The sequence below is a fragment of the Streptomyces mutabilis genome, assembly GCF_046628145.1.
GTDB lineage: Bacteria > Actinomycetota > Actinomycetes > Streptomycetales > Streptomycetaceae > Streptomyces > Streptomyces mutabilis.
The window spans coordinates 5,729,285-5,747,876 of the sequence record NZ_CP176874.1; the positions used below are offsets into that span (position 1 = coordinate 5,729,285).

The following is an 18,592-nucleotide window of genomic DNA, read 5'->3' on the forward strand; positions in this document are numbered from 1 at the left end:
CGTGAGGCGGGCTTGAACAGGTGTGAACAGTTGTGAACAGGTTGGAGCGAACTGCGAATGGCCGGAACGTGCTCGGCGGGGTGACGCCGACGGAATGAAGTGTGTGTCTATCAGCGGCAGTCTGCACGCGTCAACGGTGCGTCAAACCCCATGTGGCCTGCGGAAACAGGGAGTTGACCGAAGGATCACTCTCATTGGCGCAGACCTCTGGCGCCTTCCTGGTGAGAGCGTGGCGGCCGAGTCCCCCCGGTTCTGCCTGCGAAGGCTGTGAACGCGCGAACGCCCGCGCCGTCGGGTTGACGACGCGGGCGTCCGGAGGCCGGCGGGCCTACTGCTGCGGCGGGGGAGGCGTCTGTCCGGGCTGCGGATACCCGTAACCGGGCTGCTGCGGGTACGGCTGGCCGGGATACGGCTGGCCGGGGTACGGCTGCCCCGGGTGGGCCTGGCCGGGCTGGGCGTACTGGCCCGGCCGGCCGGGGACGCCGGGCTGGTCCGGCATGGGCTGCTGACCTGGCACCGGCGGCTGCGGCTGGTGGTGCTGGCCGGGCATCGGCGGGGCCGCGACCGGCGGCGGGTTGCCGTCGGACGTCCACAGCCCGTGGGACTGCTGGTGACGGACGAAGTCCTCGGCCACCATCGCCGCCAGGTTGAAGTACGCCTCCCGCACCTTCGGCCGCATCATGTCGAGGTCCACCTCGGCACCGGCGGCCAGGTGCTCGTCGAACGGGACCACGACCACACCCCGGCACCGCGTCTGGAAGTGCGCGACGATGTCGTCCACCTTGATCATCTTTCCGGTCTCGCGCACTCCGGAGATGACGGTGAGGGAACGGGACACGAGGTCGGCGTACCCGTGCGCGGAGAGCCAGTCCAGCGTCGTACTGGCGCTGCTCGCACCGTCCACGGACGGCGTCGAGATGATGATGAGCTGGTCGGCGAGGTCGAGCACACCGCGCATGGCGCTGTAGAGCAGACCGGTTCCCGAGTCGGTGAGGATGATCGGGTACTGCTTGCCCAGCACGTCGATCGCGCGCCGGTAGTCCTCGTCGTTGAAGGTCGTGGACACGGCCGGGTCGACGTCGTTGGCGATGATCTCCAGCCCGGAGGCGGCCTGGGAGGTGAACCGCCGGATGTCCATGTACGAGTTGAGGTACGGGATCGCCTGGACGAGGTCGCGGATGGTCGCACCGGTCTCGCGGCGCACGCGGCGGCCGAGCGTACCGGCGTCAGGGTTCGCGTCGATCGCGAGGATCTTGTCCTGCCGCTCGGTGGCGAGAGTCGAGCCGAGCGCGGTGGTGGTGGTCGTCTTGCCGACACCGCCCTTGAGGCTGATGACCGCGATGCGGTAGCAGGAGAGCACCGGGGTGCGGATCAGCTCCAGCTTCCGCTGCCGCTCGGCCTCCTCCTTCTTGCCGCCCAGCTTGAAGCGCGAGCCGCCGGCCGCCGGGCGGCTGCTCTTCGCCTTCTGCTTCTTGTTGTTGAGCAGCCGGTCCGACGACAGTTCCACGGCCGCCGTGTAACCGAGCGGCGCGGCGCCCGGGTTGGTGGGCTGCCGCTGGTCGTGCTGCATGGGCTGCGGCCAGGCGGCGCCCAGACGGGGGTCGGCGGGCTGCTGGTGGGGCGGCTGCGCCTGGGGAGGCTGCTGGGACGGGTCCTGCTGTCCGGGCTGTCCGGGCTGCCCCGGCTGAGGCGCGGGCGGCGCCTGGTACGGCTGCTGGGTCGACGGGACCGGCGGGGTCTGTGCGGCCTGACCCGGCTGGGGCATGGGCTGGGCCGTCGGCTGGGCCGGCGGTACGTGCGGGGCGAATCCCGGCTGGGCGGCGTGGGGCGCGGCCGCCGGGGGCTGCGCGGCACCCTGCGGCCGGCCCTGTTGCGGCACGCCGGGCTGGGTCTGGGGCTGGGGCATGCCGGGCTGGGGCTGCGGGGAGACCTGCTGCGGCTCCTGCGGCTGCCCGTGCGGTGCGGGTGCCTGCGGGAAGCCGTAACCGCCGGGCTGTGCCGGGGGCTGGGGCGCGGGCGCGCCAGGGTGCGGGAACCCGTAGCCGGCGGTGGGGCCGACCGCGGGACCGGGAGCGCCGCCCGGCTGCTGGACCGGCGGCTGCGGTGCCGCCGGAGCCGGGGCGTCCGGCTGCGGGAAGCCGTAGCCCGGCTGCGGCGCGGGCTGCGGGGGTGTCCGGTCCGGCGGTGTCGGTGCTGTCGGTGCTGTCGGCGCGGTGGCCGGCGGCGGGTTCCACGCGGCGGGCGCCGGCTGGGGCGCCTGCGGCTGGAACGGAGGCTGCTGCGCCGGCCCGCCCGGCTGCTCCGGAGCGGCGGGGGCGGGCTGCGGCTGTGCGGGCCACTGGTGCGCCGGGGCGGGGGCGACGGGCGGGTACGACGGAGGCAGCGGCGGTACCGAGGCCTGCGCCGCGGGCGGTGCGTCGGCCGGAACGGCGTCCTCGGGAGCGGGGTCGGCCGGAACGGCGTCCGCCGGCTCGCCGACGGGCGTCACGGCGTCCGTCGCCGACGGCCGGGCGTCCTGAGGCTCGGGCCCCGCGTCCTCGGGCCCGTCCTCAGCCGGGACGCCGTCCTCGGGCTCAACGTGCGGAGCCGGAGCCGCAAGCACGGAGTCGTCCCCGTCGTTCCCGTCGTCATCACCGCGCACGGCGCTCACGTCGGCCAGGCCGGACGGTCCGGCCGCATCGGCCGTACCCTCCTCGTCCTCGTCCTCGTCCGCGTCCTCCTCGTCCGCGTCCTCCTCGTCCTCCGCGTCCGTACCGTCCTCGTCCCGCACGTCGTCCTGCCCGTCGGCGTCGCCGAGTCGGGAATCGTCGGTGCGCTCGGGCTCCACGGCGTCGTCCGCCACCGCCACCGCCACCGCCAGCGCCTCGTCGGCGTCGTCCGGCGCGTCCGCACCGACGTTCCCGGCAAGGGCCGGGGCATCGTCCCCGACGCCGGCCTCGGGTTCGTCGGCCGCTGCTTCCGGCCGCTCGTCGTCCTGCCCGGCGTCGTCCGCCGCGGCGCGCTCGGCGATCTCCCGCTTCAGGGCGGCGGAGGAGAAACGCATGGTGGCGCCGCTCTCCAGGTCGCCGTTACCGGGTTCCGCCTCCGGCTCGGGCTCCGCCTGGGGTTCCTCGGCCGTTGGGGGAGCGGGTGCCTGGAGCTGGAACCCACCGGCCGGAAACGCCGGTACGGCGGTGGGAGAGGCCGGATCCGCAGCGGGCGCCGGGGCGTTCACGGCCTCCGGCTCGGACCGCGCCGGCGATTCCGGCTCGGGTGCGGACTCCTCCCGTACCTGAGGCTGCGGCGGCTGCGGCTCGAACCCGCTCCCGACCGGCAGCTTGGGGACCCCGGCAGGCCCCCCGGCCGGAGGCGCGGGCGGAGTGAAGGGCGCACCCGGCCCCGGCGGCGGAGGCGGCGTGAACGCGGTCCCCGGAGCGGGCGGCGGCGGAGTGAAGGGCGCCCCCGGCGAGGGAGCCGGGAAGGAGGACGGACCGTTGGACGGAGTCGCGTGCGGCGGGGGAGTCAGCCCCGGCAGCGGCGGAACCGGCCCACGAGGCGCGGGCGGGACGGAAGGAGTGGCGGCGCCGGAAGACGAACCGGAACCCGAACCCCCCGCAGGCCCGGCCCCTTGACCCTGCCCCCGCCCCGAGTCGCTCGAAGCGTTCTGCGTGTACCAGGCGGGCGGGGCGTAGTCGATGGTGAACTCGCCCGTCGTCTCGACTGCGGACTCCGCGTCGGGTTGGTCATCGCCGGGTGTCGCCCAGCCCCCGCGGATCCCGTCCCGATCGCTGCTCACAGTTCCTCCTGGTGTGGTCGAGCCCCTCGTGCCGTGCTGGGGCGACCGTTTTTGTCGTCCGACGTTGTCCGAAGTGAAACGAGGTCGTCCGATCGTCGGCCCTCCCCGTACGACGCCGACGCCCGGTCCACGGGTCTGGCGTCGCGCCGGGACCCAGCCTAATCACCACACGCCCCACCCCGGCAGCCCCGTCCTCACCTCAGCATCCGCCCATTGCGTCACAGCCTGCCCCGAAGTGCCGTACCTCGTTTCCGAATCCGTGCATCCGCCACACGACATCCGTGAACAAGTCGGACAGAACTCGGCCGGAATCGCGGCGCATCGCGGCCGGAGTCGACGGCTCCGGGCCCTCCGGTGCCACGAGTGATCAAGGCACCGGCATAGTAGGGACGCTCGTCGCCATCCCCAGGCGGGAAATCCCATCACCAGGAAGAGGACCCACGCGTGAGCTTCGGCCCGCCCCCCTCCATGCCCCAGCCGCCACCGACCGCGGAGACCCGGGAAGGGGCCCCCGGACGTAAGGCGCGTAAGGCACGTAAGGCACGTAAGGCGTTGACCGCCCTGCTCGCGGTCGTAGTCGCCGCGGGGTTGGGCACCGGCGGCTGGCTCCTGTGGGGCGGCGGGGACGGCAAGGGCGCGTCCCAGGACGACAAGCGGGCCACGGAAGCCCAGGGTCCCCTCGACGTACGGGAGACGGTCGAGAAGCAACCCGCGAGCACCGTGGGCGAGATGGCCTTCCGGTTCTCCGTGGACGACATGAACCCCGGGGAGCGCGTGGAGATGCCGGGCATGTGGGCCACGGACCGCATCCTCGCCAAGGGCATCAACAAGACCCTCGTCGGCATGCGCATCGGCACCGACGTCGCGCCGGGCGAGGAGGAGTGGCGGCTCGGACTCGACGGCCCGATCTGCGGCTACACGCACCATGTCACCGGCGACAACCGCACCGCCGTGCTCTTCCGGGCGAACGACCGGGAGGAGGACGCCTTCTGCAACCAGGTCGCCTTCGTCGACCTGGACGACGGCCGCCTGGTCTGGGAGGACCGCTTCTCCTACTCCGCGGCCGGCCCCGGTACGGGCTTCGCGACGGGCAGCGACAGCCAGGACCGGCCGAGCGTGACGCTGGCGCCCGGCACGGTAGCCGTGACCTGGGGCGGCGGCACCATCGGATACGACATGGCGAAGGGCACGAGCCGGTGGGCGACCACGGCCACCGACCCCTGCCAGGACATCGGAGCGGCCGGCGGGCGGGCACTGCTGATCCGTCAGATGTGCTGGAGCACCGACAAGAGCGTGCAGGACACCTCCTGGCAGAACGTCGGCTACAAGGTGCGCAAGGTGGACCCGGACACGGGCCGGACGCTGTGGACGTACACCGCGGCCGAGGGCATCCGCGACCTCAGCGTGCCGTCCACCGAGCCCCCGGTCCTCGCCGTGGCCGGCGGCGACACCGAGATCACCGATCTGCTGTCCCTCGACGACAAGGGCCGCAACCGCGCCACGATCAGCCTGCGCAACGGCGCGTACGTCGCCGACTGCTCCTACACGGACTACCTGGTCATCGACGACTGCCCGACCATCGCCGTCGGCTCGGGCCAGGTCTTCATCCGCAGCAAGGACCAGCTCGAGAAGCAGGTCTCCAACTGGATCATCGGCTTCGACCTGGAGACGGGCAACACGACGAAGAAGTTCGACTCCGGCCCGGGGTCCCTGCTCCAGCCGGTGCGGATGAGCGGCGACCAACTCCTCGCCCTGCGCCTGAGCAACGACCACATCTCACCGAACGCGCTGGTCGCGCTCGACCCGGACACGGACAAGGAGATCCCGTACTTCTATTTCGGCCTCCCGGCCGAGGCCGAGACGATGACGCTGATGAACGAGAACGACATCGTCGTGCAGAACGGCCGGATCTTCTTCGGAGTCAAGTCCGCGAACGGTCCCTCGGGCGAACAGAAGAAGCAGTGGCTCTACCTGGTCCTGGGCATCGGAAGCGGCGCGGCGGAGAAGCCCTGAGGCTCACCGGCACCCCTCCGCCCGCACGTCACCGCGGTCCGGCGTCACCGTCCTGCGGCGCCGGCTCCAGATCGAACTCCCCGTCCCGCGCCCCCAGCACGAACGCCCGCCACTCCGCCTCCGTGTACCGCAGCACGGTGTCCGGGTCGAGCGACGACCGCATGGCGACGGCGCCGGCGGGCAGGTAGGCGATCTCGACCCGCTCCTCGTGCTCCTCGGTGCCGGGAGCGCTGTGCCATTCCACACCGGAGATGTCGAGGGAGTAGAGCTCGTCCCTCTCCCGCTCCTTGCGCGCCTTGAGTTCGAGGTCCTCGGCATCGGCCATCGCGGGTCCGGTCCTTCCTGCTGTGCCAACGAGCTGTGCGGCTACCCTACTTGCTGCCGTTGTCCCTGATCAGCGGTTCGCGGATGTACCCCCGGCGGGGTGACGCCGCCTTCCCCGCCCCGCTTCTCCCTTCCCGCGCTCCGCCCCGCCGTGCGTCCTCCCCACTGCCCGCCCCCGCGCCCTCGACTTCCCAGGCCGAAAGGTGTCCGCAGTGAGTTCCGGGCCCCGCCCTCCCCGTACAACGCCCCCGCCCCGGGGCGCCGGACGCCCCAGGGCCGTCGTCGGCGTGACGGCGGCCCTCGTGCTCGTGGCGCCGGCAGCCGGGCTGTGGGCGTACGGACCGGGAGGCGCGGGTGACGACTCCGCGTCGGACGGCCGCCCGGTGGCCGCCCGTCAGGCACCGGACGAGATCCGGGAGACCGTCGAGACCCGGCCGTCGTCACCGGAGGGCAGGATGGCCGTGTCCTCCACCGAGACCCTCCGTACCGTGGGGCAGAACGTCCCGGCGATGGGCACCTGGGCGACGGACACGGTCTTCGCGAAGGGCTTCGGCAGCGGACTCAAGGGCTTCCGGCTCGGCGCGCCCGAGACGTCCACGCCCGCCTGGGACCTTCCCCTCCCCGGTCCGCTCTGCGCCGTGACCCGGCACGTCAGCGCGGACGGCCGTACCGCCGTCGCCTACGCCGGCGGGGGAGACGGCCCGGTCACGGACCCCCTCACCCTCCCCTGCGACCGGCTCGCGGTGGTGGACATCGACACCGGAGAGAAACTGTGGGACACGGAGCTTCCCGGCGCCGGCACCTCCCTGGCCGTCAACGTCACGATGACGGACGGCACGGTCGCCGTCGCCTGGGGACAGGGCTCGGCCGCGTACGAGCTGACCGGCGGGAAGCGCCTGTGGGCGGACGGCGCGCCCTCGGCCTGCGAGGACAAGGGCTTCGCCGGCGGACGCGGGCTGCTCGCCCTCCTGTCCTGCGGTGACTCGGCGGCTCCCGCCTACCGGGTGGAGAAGGTCGATCCGCGCACGGGCGAGGCCCAGTGGACGTACCGGGTGGCGCGGGGAGTGAAGGACGTCTACCTGGTCTCCGCCTCACCGGCCGTCATCGCCGTCGCCGCCGGCGACTACGTCGTCACCGACCTGATCTCGCTCGACGAGCGGGGCGAGCGCCGCGCGACCATCCGGCTCGACCGGGACCACCAGGTCCTCGACTGCGACCGGACCTTCAGCGCCGTGATCGAGAGCTGCGGTGCGATCGTCGTCGGCGGCGATCGGCTCTACCTCTCGTAGGAGGACCACATCGTCGCCTTCGACCTGGCCACCGGCCGGCCCGCGGAGAAGTTCGACGCACCCGCCGGTGGCGAGATGCACCCCCTTCGCATGAGCGGGGACGAGCTGATCGCCTTCCGTCCGGGCACCGGCCTCGCCCCCGACGCCGTCGTGGCCCTCGACCCGGCCTCCCGGAAGGAGACCGTCCTGCTGCTCTTCGCCGGGGGCCATGAGGTCCACGCGCTCGACGACCCGGCACTCAATGACATCCTGTACGAGCACGGACGTGTGTTCTTCGCCGCGCGCACCGTCGCGGGTCCCGCCACCGAGGGCGAGGTCGGTGAGTTCGACCAGGTGGCGGTGGGTGTGGAGAGCGCGGGCTGAGCGGCGTACGCGGCGGTGACCCGGGCCGGAGCGCACGGCTCGGGGCCCAGCTCGGGCGCGTCCGCCCAGGCTGGTACGCTGTGTGACGGCCGTTTGTGTACGCGCCCCCGGAGCCTCGAGCCCTGGAGGTCGCGCCCAGCGGATCCCCGCCTTCCGAGTCATGGAAGATCCCCCGAGACGTAGACCGGGGGCACTCGGTGGCCACTCACAGACCAGAGGAGTACGCGTGTCGCTCGACGCCGCAGTGAAGAAGCAGATCATCACCGAGTTCGGTACCAAGGAGGGCGACACCGGCTCCCCCGAGGTCCAGGTCGCTCTGCTGTCCCGTCGCATCTCCGACCTGACGGAGCACCTCAAGACCCACAAGCACGACCACCACTCCCGTCGTGGTCTGCTGATCCTGGTCGGCCAGCGTCGCCGGCTGCTGCAGTACCTCGCCAAGAAGGACATCCAGCGCTTCCGCGCGCTGGTCGAGCGCCTCGGCATCCGCCGCGGTGCGGCGGGCGCCCGCTAGGACGCCGTGAAGGGAGCGGTTCCCATCGTTCGGGGGCCGCTCCCTTTGCTGTACGTGCGCACTGTCGCCGCCGCTTTGTAGTGTGGTAACAGAACACAAGACGCACGACGCACGACAACGAACGAAACGCGCGCGCAGAACGCGCGCAACGAACGAGGAGAAGCGCGCCTCGCCGCCGCCGGTCCTCGGTAGTGGCCCCCGGGGACAGCACCCCGGGTGCTTCGATCGAAGACCGGCCCGCACCGGATGAGCGCTTCTCCGCCCCGTTCCCCCGCCACACGGGCGGGAGGGACAAAAGACGACACGTAATGGAGAAACCGCTGGTGGAGAACGAGACCCACTACGCCGAGGCCGTCATCGACAACGGCGCCTTCGGCACCCGCACCATCCGCTTCGAGACGGGCCGCCTGGCCCGTCAGGCCGCCGGCAGCGCCGTGGCCTACCTGGACGACGACACCATGGTGCTGTCGGCCACCACCGCCTCGAAGAACCCCAAGGACCAGCTCGACTTCTTCCCCCTCACGGTGGACGTCGAGGAGCGGATGTACTCGGCCGGCAAGATCCCCGGCAGCTTCTTCCGCCGGGAGGGCCGGCCCTCCGAGGACGCGATCCTCACCTGCCGCCTGATCGACCGCCCGCTGCGCCCGTCCTTCAAGAAGGGCCTGCGCAACGAGATCCAGGTCGTCGCGACGATCATGGCCCTCAACCCCGACCACCTGTACGACGTCGTGGCGATCAACGCCGCCTCCGCGTCCACGCAGCTGGCCGGCCTGCCCTTCTCCGGCCCGATCGGCGGCGTCCGCGTCGCGCTGATCCGCGGCCAGTGGGTGGCGTTCCCGACGCACACCGAGCTCGAGGACGCCGTCTTCGACATGGTCGTCGCGGGCCGCACCCTGGAGGACGGCGACGTCGCGATCATGATGGTCGAGGCCGAGGCCACCGAGAAGACCATCAAGCTCGTCGAGGGCGGCGCCGAGGCGCCCACCGAGGAGATCGTCGCCGCCGGTCTGGACGCCGCGAAGCCCTTCATCAAGGTGCTCTGCCGCGCGCAGGCCGACCTCGCCGCCAAGGCCGCGAAGCCGACCGGCGAGTTCCCGATCTTCCTGGACTACCAGGACGACGTCCTCGAGGCGCTCACCGCCGCCGTCAAGCCCGAGCTGGCCCAGGCGCTCACCATCGCCGGCAAGCAGGAGCGCGAGGCCGAGCTGGACCGCGTCAAGGCGCTCGCCGCCGAGAAGCTGCTCCCGCAGTTCGAGGGCCGCGAGAAGGAGATCTCCGCCGCGTACCGCTCGCTGACCAAGGCCCTGGTCCGTGAGCGCGTCATCAAGGAGAAGAAGCGCATCGACGGCCGCGGTGTCACCGACATCCGCACCCTGGCCGCCGAGGTCGAGGCCATCCCGCGCGTGCACGGCTCGGCGCTGTTCGAGCGTGGCGAGACCCAGATCCTGGGCGTCACCACCCTGAACATGCTCCGCATGGAGCAGCAGCTGGACACCCTCTCCCCGGTGACCCGCAAGCGCTACATGCACAACTACAACTTCCCGCCCTACTCCACCGGTGAGACCGGCCGCGTCGGCTCCCCGAAGCGCCGCGAGATCGGCCACGGCGCCCTGGCCGAGCGCGCGCTCGTGCCGGTGCTGCCGACGCGCGAGGAGTTCCCGTACGCGATCCGTCAGGTGTCCGAGGCCCTCGGCTCCAACGGCTCGACGTCCATGGGCTCGGTCTGCGCCTCCACCATGTCGCTGCTGAACGCCGGTGTGCCGCTGAAGGCCCCCGTCGCCGGTATCGCCATGGGCCTGATCTCCCAGGAGATCGAGGGCGAGACGCACTACGTCACCCTCACCGACATCCTCGGTGCGGAGGACGCCTTCGGCGACATGGACTTCAAGGTCGCCGGCACCAAGGAGTTCGTGACCGCCCTCCAGCTCGACACCAAGCTGGACGGCATCCCCGCCTCCGTCCTGGCCGCCGCCCTCAAGCAGGCCCGTGACGCCCGCCTCCACATCCTCGACGTGATGATGGAAGCGATCGACACGCCGGACGAGATGTCCCCGAACGCGCCGCGGATCATCACCGTGAAGATCCCCGTCGACAAGATCGGTGAGGTCATCGGCCCCAAGGGCAAGATGATCAACCAGATCCAGGAGGACACGGGCGCCGACATCACGATCGAGGACGACGGCACCATCTACATCGGTGCCGCCGACGGCCCGGCCGCCGAGGCCGCGCGCGCCACGATCAACGGCATCGCCAACCCGACCATGCCCGAGGTCGGCGAGCGCTACCTGGGCACCGTCGTGAAGACGACGACCTTCGGCGCGTTCGTCTCCCTGCTGCCCGGCAAGGACGGTCTGCTGCACATCTCGCAGATCCGCAAGCTGGCCGGCGGCAAGCGCGTGGAGAACGTCGAGGACGTCCTCGGCGTGGGCCAGAAGGTCCAGGTCGAGATCGCCGAGATCGACTCCCGCGGCAAGCTCTCCCTGATCCCCGTGATCGAGGGCGAAGAGGGCGACGAAGAGAAGAAGGACGACGCCGACCAGTGACGTCCCGTGGCTCCAGGGCGACGGCCCGCACCTCCTCGGAGGCGCGGGCCGTCGCCCGTACCCAAACCCTGATCAAGGGCGAACACGGCATCGGCACGGTCCGCAAGACCACCCTCCCGGGCGGCCTGCGCATCGTCACCGAGACCCTGCCCTCGGTCCGCTCGGCGACCTTCGGCATCTGGGCCCACGTCGGCTCCCGCGACGAGACCCCGGCCCTGAACGGCGCCACCCACTACCTGGAGCACCTGCTCTTCAAGGGCACCCGGCGGCGCAGCGCCCTGGACATCTCCTCCGCCATCGACGCGGTCGGCGGCGAGATGAACGCGTTCACGGCGAAGGAGTACACGTGCTACTACGCACGCGTGCTCGACACCGACCTGCCGCTCGCCATCGACGTGGTCTGCGACATGCTGACCGGCTCCCTCATCCGCGAGGAGGACGTGGACGTCGAGCGCGGCGCGATCCTCGAAGAGATCGCGATGACCGAGGACGACGCCGGCGACTGCGTGCACGACCTGTTCGCGCACACCATGTTCGGCGACAACGCACTGGGCCGCCCCGTCCTCGGCACCGTCGACACGGTCAACGCCCTCACCGCCGACCGCATCCGCCGCTTCTACAAGAAGCACTACGACCCCACCCACCTGGTGGTCGCCGCGGCCGGCAACGTCGACCACAACAAGGTCGTACGCCAGGTCCGCGCCGCCTTCGAGAAGGCCGGTGCCTTCCGGGACCCGGTGGCCGAGCCCATCGCCCCGCGCGACGGGCGGCGCACCGTCCGGGCCGCCGGCCGCGTCGAGCTGATCGGCCGCAAGACCGAGCAGGCCCACGTCATCCTCGGCGTGCCGGGTCTGGCCCGCACCGACGAGCGCCGCTGGGCCATGGGCGTCCTCAACACCGCCCTCGGCGGCGGCATGTCCTCGCGCCTGTTCCAGGAGGTCCGCGAGAAGCGCGGTCTGGCCTACAGCGTGTACTCGTACACCTCGGGCTTCGCCGACTGCGGCCTGTTCGGCGTGTACGCGGGCTGCCGGCCCTCCCAAGTGCACGACGTGCTGAAGATCTGCCGCGACGAACTCGACCACGTCGCCGAGCACGGCCTGAGCGACGACGAGATCGGCCGCGCGATCGGCCAGCTGCGGGGCTCCACGGTCCTCGGTCTGGAGGACACCGGCGCGCTGATGAACCGTATCGGCAAGAGCGAACTGTGCTGGGGCGAGCAGATGTCCGTCGACGACATGCTGGCCCGGATAGCCTCGGTCACGCCGGACGACGTCCGCGCCGTGGCCCGCGACGTCCTGGGCCGCCGACCGTCCCTGTCGGTCATCGGCCCGCTGAAGGACAAGCAGGCGTCCCGGCTGCACGACGCCGTCGCCTGACACTCCCGGTAAGGAAGCGAAGAACATGAGCAAGCTGCGCGTGGCCGTCCTCGGTGCCAAGGGCCGGATCGGCTCCGAGGCGGTACGGGCCGTCGAGGCCGCCGAGGACATGGAGCTGGTCGCCGCCCTCGGCCGGGGCGACAGCCTGGACACGCTGACCGAGGCCGGCGCCCAGGTCGCCGTCGAGCTGACCACCCCCGACTCGGTGATGGACAACCTCGACTTCTGCGTACGCCACGGCATCCACGCCGTCGTCGGCACCACCGGCTGGACCGACGAGCGTCTCACGCGGCTGAACTCCTGGCTCGACGCCTCCCCGGAGACGGGCGTGCTCATCGCGCCCAACTTCTCCATCGGCGCCGTACTGACCATGAAGTTCGCGCAGATCGCCGCCCCGTACTTCGAGTCCGTCGAGGTCGTCGAGCTGCACCACCCGAACAAGGTCGACGCCCCCAGCGGCACCGCCACCCGCACCGCCCAGCTGATCGCCGAGGCCCGGCAGAAGGCAGGCGCCGCCCCGGCGCCCGACGCCACTGCCACCGCCCTGGACGGCGCCCGCGGTGCGAACGTGGACGGCGTCCCGGTCCACGCGGTCCGCCTGCGCGGCCTGCTCGCCCACCAGGAGGTCCTGCTCGGAGCCGAGGGCGAGACCCTCACCGTCCGGCACGACTCCCTGCACCACAGCAGTTTCATGCCGGGCATCCTGCTGGGCGCCCGCCGGGTGGTGACCACGCCGGGCCTCACCTTCGGCCTGGAACACTTCCTGGACCTGAACTGAGACCCGGACCGAGCCACAGCCCCTCATGCGCGCGAAAATCTCCTACGTCATCACGGCCGCCGTCCTGGTGGTCTACTTCGTCCTGGTCGGCAGCCGCGGTGTCCTGCTCATCGGCACCGGCACGCCCCTCACCGTCACCTTCGGCATCGCGGTGCTGATCCTGCCGGTGATCGGCGTGTGGTTCCTCTGGAAGAACACCCAGTTCGTCCGCAAGGCCAACGCCCTCGCCGCCGAACTCGACGCCGAGGGCGGACTGCCCGTCGACGAGCTGAAGCGCACCCCCAGCGGCCGCGTCGACCGCGACTCGGCCGACGCGGTCTTCGCCGTGCGCAAGGCCGAGACGGAGGACGCCCCCGGAGACTGGCGCACCTGGTTCCGGCTGGCCGTCGCCTACCACGACGCCCGTGACACCCCGCGCGCCCGCAAGGCGATGCAGCGGGCGATCGCCCTGCACGACGGCAAGCCCGTCGAGACGGCCTGACCGGACCGACGGGAGAAACCGAAGGGCCCGGGAAAGACCGAAGGGCCGGGGCCCGGACCGCACTGCGGTCCGGGCCCCGGCCCTTCGCCGTCTCCGGGGCTCAGCCCCGCCGGTACTCGTCGGCCCATGCCTCCACGGCGTCGGCCGCCCGGTCGAAGGCTTCCTCCCGCGCCAGGAAATCGGCGTTGTGCGTGGTCAGCAGCGGAGGAAAGGTCTCTCCGGACCGGCCGCCCTGCCGGACCAGGAGCAACGCCTGCCCCTGCACGGTCCGCGGCAGCCCGAGCCAGCGCACCGGCTGCTGCACGGTCCGCACGCTGGCGACCTGCTGCCAGGCCACCGTGCGCGTGCTGAGGAAGCTCACGTGACGCACCCCGTGCGCGCTCACCCACGCCCCCGTGCGCAGCAGCCGCAGGGCACAGACGATCACGACCAGCGCGATGCCGAAGACCACCCCGGCGGCGGACAGCGAGTCCGTCGCCGCGATGATGACCGCCGCGAACAGGACGAACGAGGCGAGCAGCAGCATCAGCGCCGCCACCCCCACGCGCCACGGCCCCGGCCGGTAGGGCCGGCGCCAGAGGTCGCGGTCGTCGTGCGGCAGCGCGACGTCGTCGGTGGCGTCGAAGGCGCGGTCGGCCGTCAGGAAGGGCAGGGGCACGGCTGGTCCTCACTCGTTCCATGGCAGGTGCTGTGCCCGGTGAGGCTACCGACCTGTGTCTCCGGTCACCACCCTCGGGTCCCCGGATGGAGGCAGGGCCGCCGGCCCGGAGCCGTGGCTAACGCCCTTCGGAGGCCTGCGACGGCTGCTTGTGCGGGGACGGCTGATCGGCCGAGAGCGCGGGCATCCCGATCACGAGGGAACCCACGATGCCGGCGACGACGGTGAGACCGAGCAGCCAGCGCCCGGCCAGCTGGCCGAAGGACGCCCGCTCCCGGGGCGGGGGTGTGACATTGCTGCGGAACCTGTCGGCTTCGGCGACGAAGGCGAACGGCACGGGTTCACGCCGGCGGATCATGGAGGCTGTGTCTCCTTTCGGGGACTGAGTGCACCGCTGTGTCGGGTGCTGTTACTCATACAGACGAACGAACGCCCCCGCGGGTGCCCTGTTTCACCGATTTCATCGCGGCACGGCACCGAACGCCCCATTCGGCGGGCCGTAGAGTGGCCTCGCCAAGCGACAAGATGGGAAGGCCCTCCACCCGTGACCGACATCCCCGCCGACGATTTCAAGATCGACCTGCGCAACGACGTCACCGTCGAGCTGGTCAAGAGCAGTGCGACCGACTCCGACGTGCTGTTCGCCGCTCGCGTCTCGACCCTCGGGGAGCAGTCCCTGGACGAGTTGCAGAAGGACCCCGAGCGCTCCAAGGGCCTGATCAACTACCTCATGCGGGACCGGCACGGCAGCCCGTTCGAGCACAACTCGATGACCTTCTTCGTCAGCGCCCCGATCTTCGTCTTCCGCGAGTTCATGCGGCACCGCGTCGGCTGGTCCTACAACGAGGAGTCGGGCCGCTACCGGGAGCTCCAGCCGGTCTTCTACGTGCCCGGGCAGGACCGCAAGCTGGTCCAGCAGGGCCGCCCGGGCAAGTACGTCTTCGTCGAGGGCACCCCCGAGCAGCACGACCTGGTCAGCCGGTCCATGGAGGACTCCTACCGCCAGGCATACCGCACGTACCAGGAGATGCTCGCCGCCGGCGTCGCCCGCGAGGTGGCCCGCTCGGTGCTCCCTGTCGGCCTCTACTCGTCGATGTACGCCACCTGCAACGCCCGCTCGCTGATGCACTTCCTCGGCCTGCGCACCCAGCACGAGCTGGCGAAGGTGCCCTCCTTCCCGCAGCGCGAGATCGAGATGGTCGGCGAGAAGATGGAGCAGGAGTGGGCCCGGCTCATGCCGCTCACGTACGCCGCCTTCAACGCCAACGGCCGCGTGGCGCCGTAGCCACTGACGAACCTCTGACGCGCCGCGAACACACATGTGCGCATCAGCCGCCCGAAGTGTCCGTATTGCGGCGTTCTAAGAAGTTCATCTAGCCTGATCAAAGGGACCCGGCACTGCTTGAACCCCCGAGCAGGCAGTGCCGGGCTCCACCTCTCTCCCGGTCCGCCGCCTCCCCCGAGGGCAGACCCCGCCCTGAGCAACGAGTAGCGTGTAACCCATGGCTCCGACCTCCACTCCGCAGACCCCCTTCGGGAGGGTCCTCACCGCCATGGTCACGCCCTTCACGGCGGACGGCGCACTCGACCTCGACGGCGCGCAGCGGCTCGCCGCCCACCTGGTGGACGCAGGCAACGACGGCCTGATCGTCAACGGCACCACCGGCGAGTCCCCCACCACCAGCGACGCGGAGAAAGCGGACCTCGTACGAGCCGTCCTGGAGGCCGTCGGCGACCGGGCCCACGTGGTCGCCGGAGTGGGTACGAACAACACCCAGCACAGCATCGAGCTGGCCCGCGCCGCCGAGCGCACCGGCGCACACGGCCTGCTGCTCGTCACGCCGTACTACAACAAGCCCCCGCAGGAGGGCCTGTACCAGCACTTCACGGCCATCGCCGACGCCTCGACGCTGCCGGTCATGCTGTACGACATCCCCGGCCGCAGCGGCGTCCCGATCAACACCGAGACGCTGGTCCGCCTCGCCGAGCACCCGCGCATCGTCGCCAACAAGGACGCCAAGGGCGATCTCGGCCGCGCCAGCTGGGCCATCGCCCGCTCCGGCCTCGCCTGGTACTCCGGCGACGACATGCTGAACCTGCCGCTGCTCTCCGTGGGCGCCGTCGGCTTCGTCTCGGTCGTCGGCCACGTCGTCACCCCGGAACTGCGGGCGATGGTGGACGCGCACGTCGCGGGCGACGTGCAGAAGGCACTGGAGATCCACCAGAAGCTGCTCCCCGTCTTCACCGGCATGTTCCGAACCCAGGGCGTCATGACCACCAAGGCCGCGCTCGCCCTCCAGGGGCTGCCCGCGGGACCGCTGCGCGCCCCCATGGTCGGCCTCACGCCCGAGGAGACCGAGCAGCTCAAGATCGATCTTGCCGCCGGCGGGGTACAGCTCTGACAACAGACTTCGCACCACCGCACGACCGGACGGACTTCACAACTGAATAGGCGGGCACCGGTGCCCGCACCCCCTTACGACAACTGCTTCTGCACGAACGTCACGCGCGCCACGTGCCCACCGGTACGTGGCGTGTGTGGTGAGGAGAGTCTTTTGAGTCATCCGCACCCTGAACTGGGCCGTCCCCCTGTGCTCCCGAAGGGCGGCCTCCGGGTCACGCCCCTCGGCGGCCTCGGCGAGATCGGCCGCAACATGACGGTCTTCGAGTACGACGGCCGTCTGCTGATCGTCGACTGCGGAGTGCTCTTCCCCGAGGAGGAGCAGCCCGGAATCGACCTGATCCTGCCGGACTTCTCGTCCATCCGGGACCGCCTCGACGACATCGAGGGCATCGTCCTCACCCATGGCCACGAGGACCACATCGGCGGCGTCCCCTACCTCCTCCGCGAGAAGCCGGACATCCCGCTGATCGGCTCCAAGCTGACCCTCGCCCTCATCGAGGCCAAGCTCCAGGAGCACCGCATCCGCCCGTACACCCTCGAGGTGGCGGAGGGGCACCGCGAACGCATCGGCCCCTTCGACTGCGAGTTCGTCGCGGTCAACCACTCCATCCCGGACGCCCTGGCCGTCGCCATCCGCACCCCCGCGGGCATGGCCGTCCACACCGGCGACTTCAAGATGGACCAGCTGCCGCTGGACGGCCGGCTCACGGACCTGCACGCCTTCGCGCGCCTGAGCGAGGAGGGCATCGACCTCCTCCTCTCCGACTCGACGAACGCCGAGGTCCCGGGCTTCGTCCCGCCCGAGCGCGACATCTCGAACGTGCTGCGCACGGTCTTCGCCGGTGCGCGCAAGCGGATCATCGTGGCGAGCTTCGCCAGCCACGTCCACCGCATCCAGCAGATCCTGGACGCGGCCCACGAGTACGGCCGCCGGGTCGCCTTCGTCGGCCGTTCCATGGTCCGCAACATGGGCATCGCCCGGGACCTCGGTTACCTGAGGGTCCCGCCGGGTCTGGTCGTGGACGTCAAGACGCTGGACGACCTCCCCGACAGCGAAGTCGTCCTCGTCTGCACGGGCTCCCAGGGCGAACCGATGGCCGCGCTCTCCCGCATGGCCAACCGGGACCACCAGATCCGCATCGTCCAGGGCGACACGGTGATCCTGGCGTCCTCCCTCATCCCGGGCAACGAGAACGCGGTCTACCGCGTGATCAACGGCCTGACCCGCTGGGGCGCCAACGTCGTCCACAAGGGCAACGCCAAGGTCCACGTCTCGGGCCACGCCTCGGCCGGCGAGCTGCTGTACTTCTACAACATCTGCCGCCCCAGGAACCTGATGCCGGTCCACGGCGAATGGCGCCACCTGCGCGCCAACGCCGAACTCGGCGCCCTCACCGGAGTCCCCCACGACCGCATCGTCATCGCCGAGGACGGAGTCGTCGTCGACCTCGTCGAGGGCAAGGCGAAGATCTCCGGCAAGGTCCAGGCCGGATACGTCTACGTCGACGGCCTGTCGGTCGGCGATGTGGGCGAGCCGGCCCTGAAGGACCGCAAGATCCTCGGCGACGAGGGCATCATCTCGGTCTTCGTGGTCATGGACTCGTCCACCGGCAAGATCACCGGCGGGCCGCACGTCCAGGCCCGCGGTTCGGGTATCGAGGACTCGGCCTTCGCCGCGGTGCTCCCCAAGGTCGTCGAAGTACTGGAACGCTCGGCCCAGGACGGAGTCGTCGAGCCGCACCAGCTCCAGCAGCTGGTGCGCAGGACCCTCGGCAAGTGGGTCTCGGACACCTACCGGCGCCGGCCGATGATCCTCCCCGTGGTGGTGGAGGTCTGACGGACCGTCGGGTCTCCGGCAGCGTCAACCAGGAGCGGGGCGCCTCGATTTGCATCGAGGCGCCCCGCTCCAGTACGTTTACATCTCCGCTCGGACGGGCACCCGACCACTTTGTGGAGGGGACCCCGGGGGTGGAAATCCCGACTCAGAATCTCTGATAAAGTCGGAACCGCCGGAAAGGGAAACGCGAAAGCGAGAACCTGGAAAGCACCGAGGAAATCGGATCGGAAAGATCTG

15 protein-coding genes and 1 pseudogene are annotated in these 18,592 nt (G+C 71.0%); 11 read left to right on the forward strand and 5 right to left on the reverse strand.

The window, feature by feature from the left end:
• Positions 1-328: 328 nt before the first annotated feature.
• Together ACLIN4_RS25955 and ACLIN4_RS25960 are read right to left on the reverse strand one after the other, a co-directional pair.
• Positions 329-3,043, reverse strand: a complete 2,715-nt coding sequence (locus ACLIN4_RS25955; protein ID WP_411576784.1) for a MinD/ParA family ATP-binding protein — start codon at positions 3,041-3,043, stop codon at positions 329-331.
• A gap of 600 nt (positions 3,044-3,643) precedes the next feature.
• Positions 3,644-3,775: pseudogene (locus tag ACLIN4_RS25960) on the reverse strand (SCO5717 family growth-regulating ATPase); the annotation flags it as partial.
• Positions 3,776-4,327: 552 nt separating this feature from the next.
• On the opposite strand from ACLIN4_RS25960, the gene ACLIN4_RS25965 reads away from it, so the two are divergent.
• Entirely contained in the window at positions 4,328-5,788 is a 1,461-nt protein-coding gene (locus ACLIN4_RS25965) for a PQQ-binding-like beta-propeller repeat protein (RefSeq protein WP_290014737.1), read from the forward strand.
• A 28-nt stretch (positions 5,789-5,816) separates the two neighbouring features.
• Here the strand turns inward: ACLIN4_RS25965 and ACLIN4_RS25970 are convergent, their stop codons facing one another.
• A complete protein-coding gene (locus ACLIN4_RS25970) occupies positions 5,817-6,113 on the reverse strand; it encodes a DUF397 domain-containing protein (RefSeq protein WP_107479008.1) in 297 nt (98 codons plus the stop codon).
• A gap of 286 nt (positions 6,114-6,399) precedes the next feature.
• Here ACLIN4_RS25970 and ACLIN4_RS25975 point away from each other — a divergent pair, with 286 nt between their 5' ends.
• The 7 genes from ACLIN4_RS25975 (at position 6,400) to ACLIN4_RS26005 (ending at position 13,456) form a co-directional block, all read left to right on the forward strand.
• Entirely contained in the window at positions 6,400-7,401 is a 1,002-nt protein-coding gene (locus ACLIN4_RS25975) for a PQQ-binding-like beta-propeller repeat protein (RefSeq protein ID WP_290014735.1), read from the forward strand.
• Positions 7,402-7,491: 90 nt separating this feature from the next.
• The gene (locus ACLIN4_RS25980) at positions 7,492-7,764 is read left to right on the forward strand and encodes a hypothetical protein (RefSeq protein ID WP_290014734.1); all 273 of its coding nucleotides are present in this window, start codon (positions 7,492-7,494) and stop codon (positions 7,762-7,764) included.
• A 226-nt stretch (positions 7,765-7,990) separates the two neighbouring features.
• Positions 7,991-8,278: a 30S ribosomal protein S15 gene (gene rpsO / locus ACLIN4_RS25985; RefSeq protein ID WP_003973291.1), complete on the forward strand. Its 288-nt coding sequence runs from the start codon at positions 7,991-7,993 to the stop codon at positions 8,276-8,278.
• 323 nt (positions 8,279-8,601) lie between these two features.
• Positions 8,602-10,821: a polyribonucleotide nucleotidyltransferase gene (locus tag ACLIN4_RS25990; protein ID WP_290014754.1), complete on the forward strand. Its 2,220-nt coding sequence runs from the start codon at positions 8,602-8,604 to the stop codon at positions 10,819-10,821.
• The gene (locus tag ACLIN4_RS25995; RefSeq protein ID WP_107479006.1) at positions 10,818-12,197 is read left to right on the forward strand and encodes a M16 family metallopeptidase; all 1,380 of its coding nucleotides are present in this window, start codon (positions 10,818-10,820) and stop codon (positions 12,195-12,197) included. Before ACLIN4_RS25990 ends, ACLIN4_RS25995 begins: the two co-directional genes overlap by 4 nt.
• Positions 12,198-12,222: 25 nt before the next feature.
• Complete coding sequence (dapB, locus tag ACLIN4_RS26000; protein WP_290014731.1) at positions 12,223-12,975, forward strand: 4-hydroxy-tetrahydrodipicolinate reductase; 753 nt, start codon at positions 12,223-12,225, stop codon at positions 12,973-12,975.
• A 25-nt stretch (positions 12,976-13,000) separates the two neighbouring features.
• The gene (locus ACLIN4_RS26005; RefSeq protein WP_100049786.1) at positions 13,001-13,456 is read left to right on the forward strand and encodes a tetratricopeptide repeat protein; all 456 of its coding nucleotides are present in this window, start codon (positions 13,001-13,003) and stop codon (positions 13,454-13,456) included.
• Between the two features lie 100 nt (positions 13,457-13,556).
• On the opposite strand, the gene ACLIN4_RS26010 is transcribed toward ACLIN4_RS26005, so the two are convergent.
• Together ACLIN4_RS26010 and ACLIN4_RS26015 are read right to left on the reverse strand one after the other, a co-directional pair.
• Entirely contained in the window at positions 13,557-14,114 is a 558-nt protein-coding gene (locus ACLIN4_RS26010; RefSeq protein ID WP_307652016.1) for a hypothetical protein, read from the reverse strand.
• A 118-nt stretch (positions 14,115-14,232) separates the two neighbouring features.
• Positions 14,233-14,472, reverse strand: coding sequence for a hypothetical protein (locus tag ACLIN4_RS26015; RefSeq protein WP_043379205.1), 240 nt, complete (start codon positions 14,470-14,472; stop codon positions 14,233-14,235).
• A gap of 186 nt (positions 14,473-14,658) precedes the next feature.
• Here ACLIN4_RS26015 and thyX point away from each other — a divergent pair, with 186 nt between their 5' ends.
• From thyX to ACLIN4_RS26030, 3 genes are all read left to right on the forward strand, one after another.
• Positions 14,659-15,399 (forward strand): FAD-dependent thymidylate synthase, encoded by a 741-nt coding sequence (gene thyX / locus ACLIN4_RS26020; RefSeq protein ID WP_100049676.1) that lies wholly within the window; start codon positions 14,659-14,661, stop codon positions 15,397-15,399.
• 217 nt (positions 15,400-15,616) lie between these two features.
• A complete protein-coding gene (gene dapA / locus ACLIN4_RS26025) occupies positions 15,617-16,516 on the forward strand; it encodes a 4-hydroxy-tetrahydrodipicolinate synthase (RefSeq protein ID WP_100049675.1) in 900 nt (299 codons plus the stop codon).
• Positions 16,517-16,669: 153 nt separating this feature from the next.
• Entirely contained in the window at positions 16,670-18,355 is a 1,686-nt protein-coding gene (locus ACLIN4_RS26030) for a ribonuclease J (protein WP_107480384.1), read from the forward strand.
• The last annotated feature ends 237 nt before the right edge of the window (positions 18,356-18,592 follow it).

Bases quoted from the DNA above. Each gene is read 5' to 3' on its own strand.
- dapB (WP_290014731.1), top strand. From the start codon at position 12,223: ATGAGCAAGCTGCGCGTGGCCGTCCTCGGTGCCAAGGGCCGGATCGGC.
- dapA (WP_100049675.1), top strand. From the start codon at position 15,617: ATGGCTCCGACCTCCACTCCGCAGACCCCCTTCGGGAGGGTCCTCACC.
- ACLIN4_RS25970 (WP_107479008.1), bottom strand. From the start codon at position 6,113: ATGGCCGATGCCGAGGACCTCGAACTCAAGGCGCGCAAGGAGCGGGAG.
- ACLIN4_RS25980 (WP_290014734.1), top strand. From the start codon at position 7,492: ATGAGCGGGGACGAGCTGATCGCCTTCCGTCCGGGCACCGGCCTCGCC.
- ACLIN4_RS26005 (WP_100049786.1), top strand. From the start codon at position 13,001: ATGCGCGCGAAAATCTCCTACGTCATCACGGCCGCCGTCCTGGTGGTC.
- ACLIN4_RS25955 (WP_411576784.1), bottom strand. From the start codon at position 3,043: ATGCGTTTCTCCTCCGCCGCCCTGAAGCGGGAGATCGCCGAGCGCGCC.
- ACLIN4_RS26015 (WP_043379205.1), bottom strand. From the start codon at position 14,472: ATGATCCGCCGGCGTGAACCCGTGCCGTTCGCCTTCGTCGCCGAAGCC.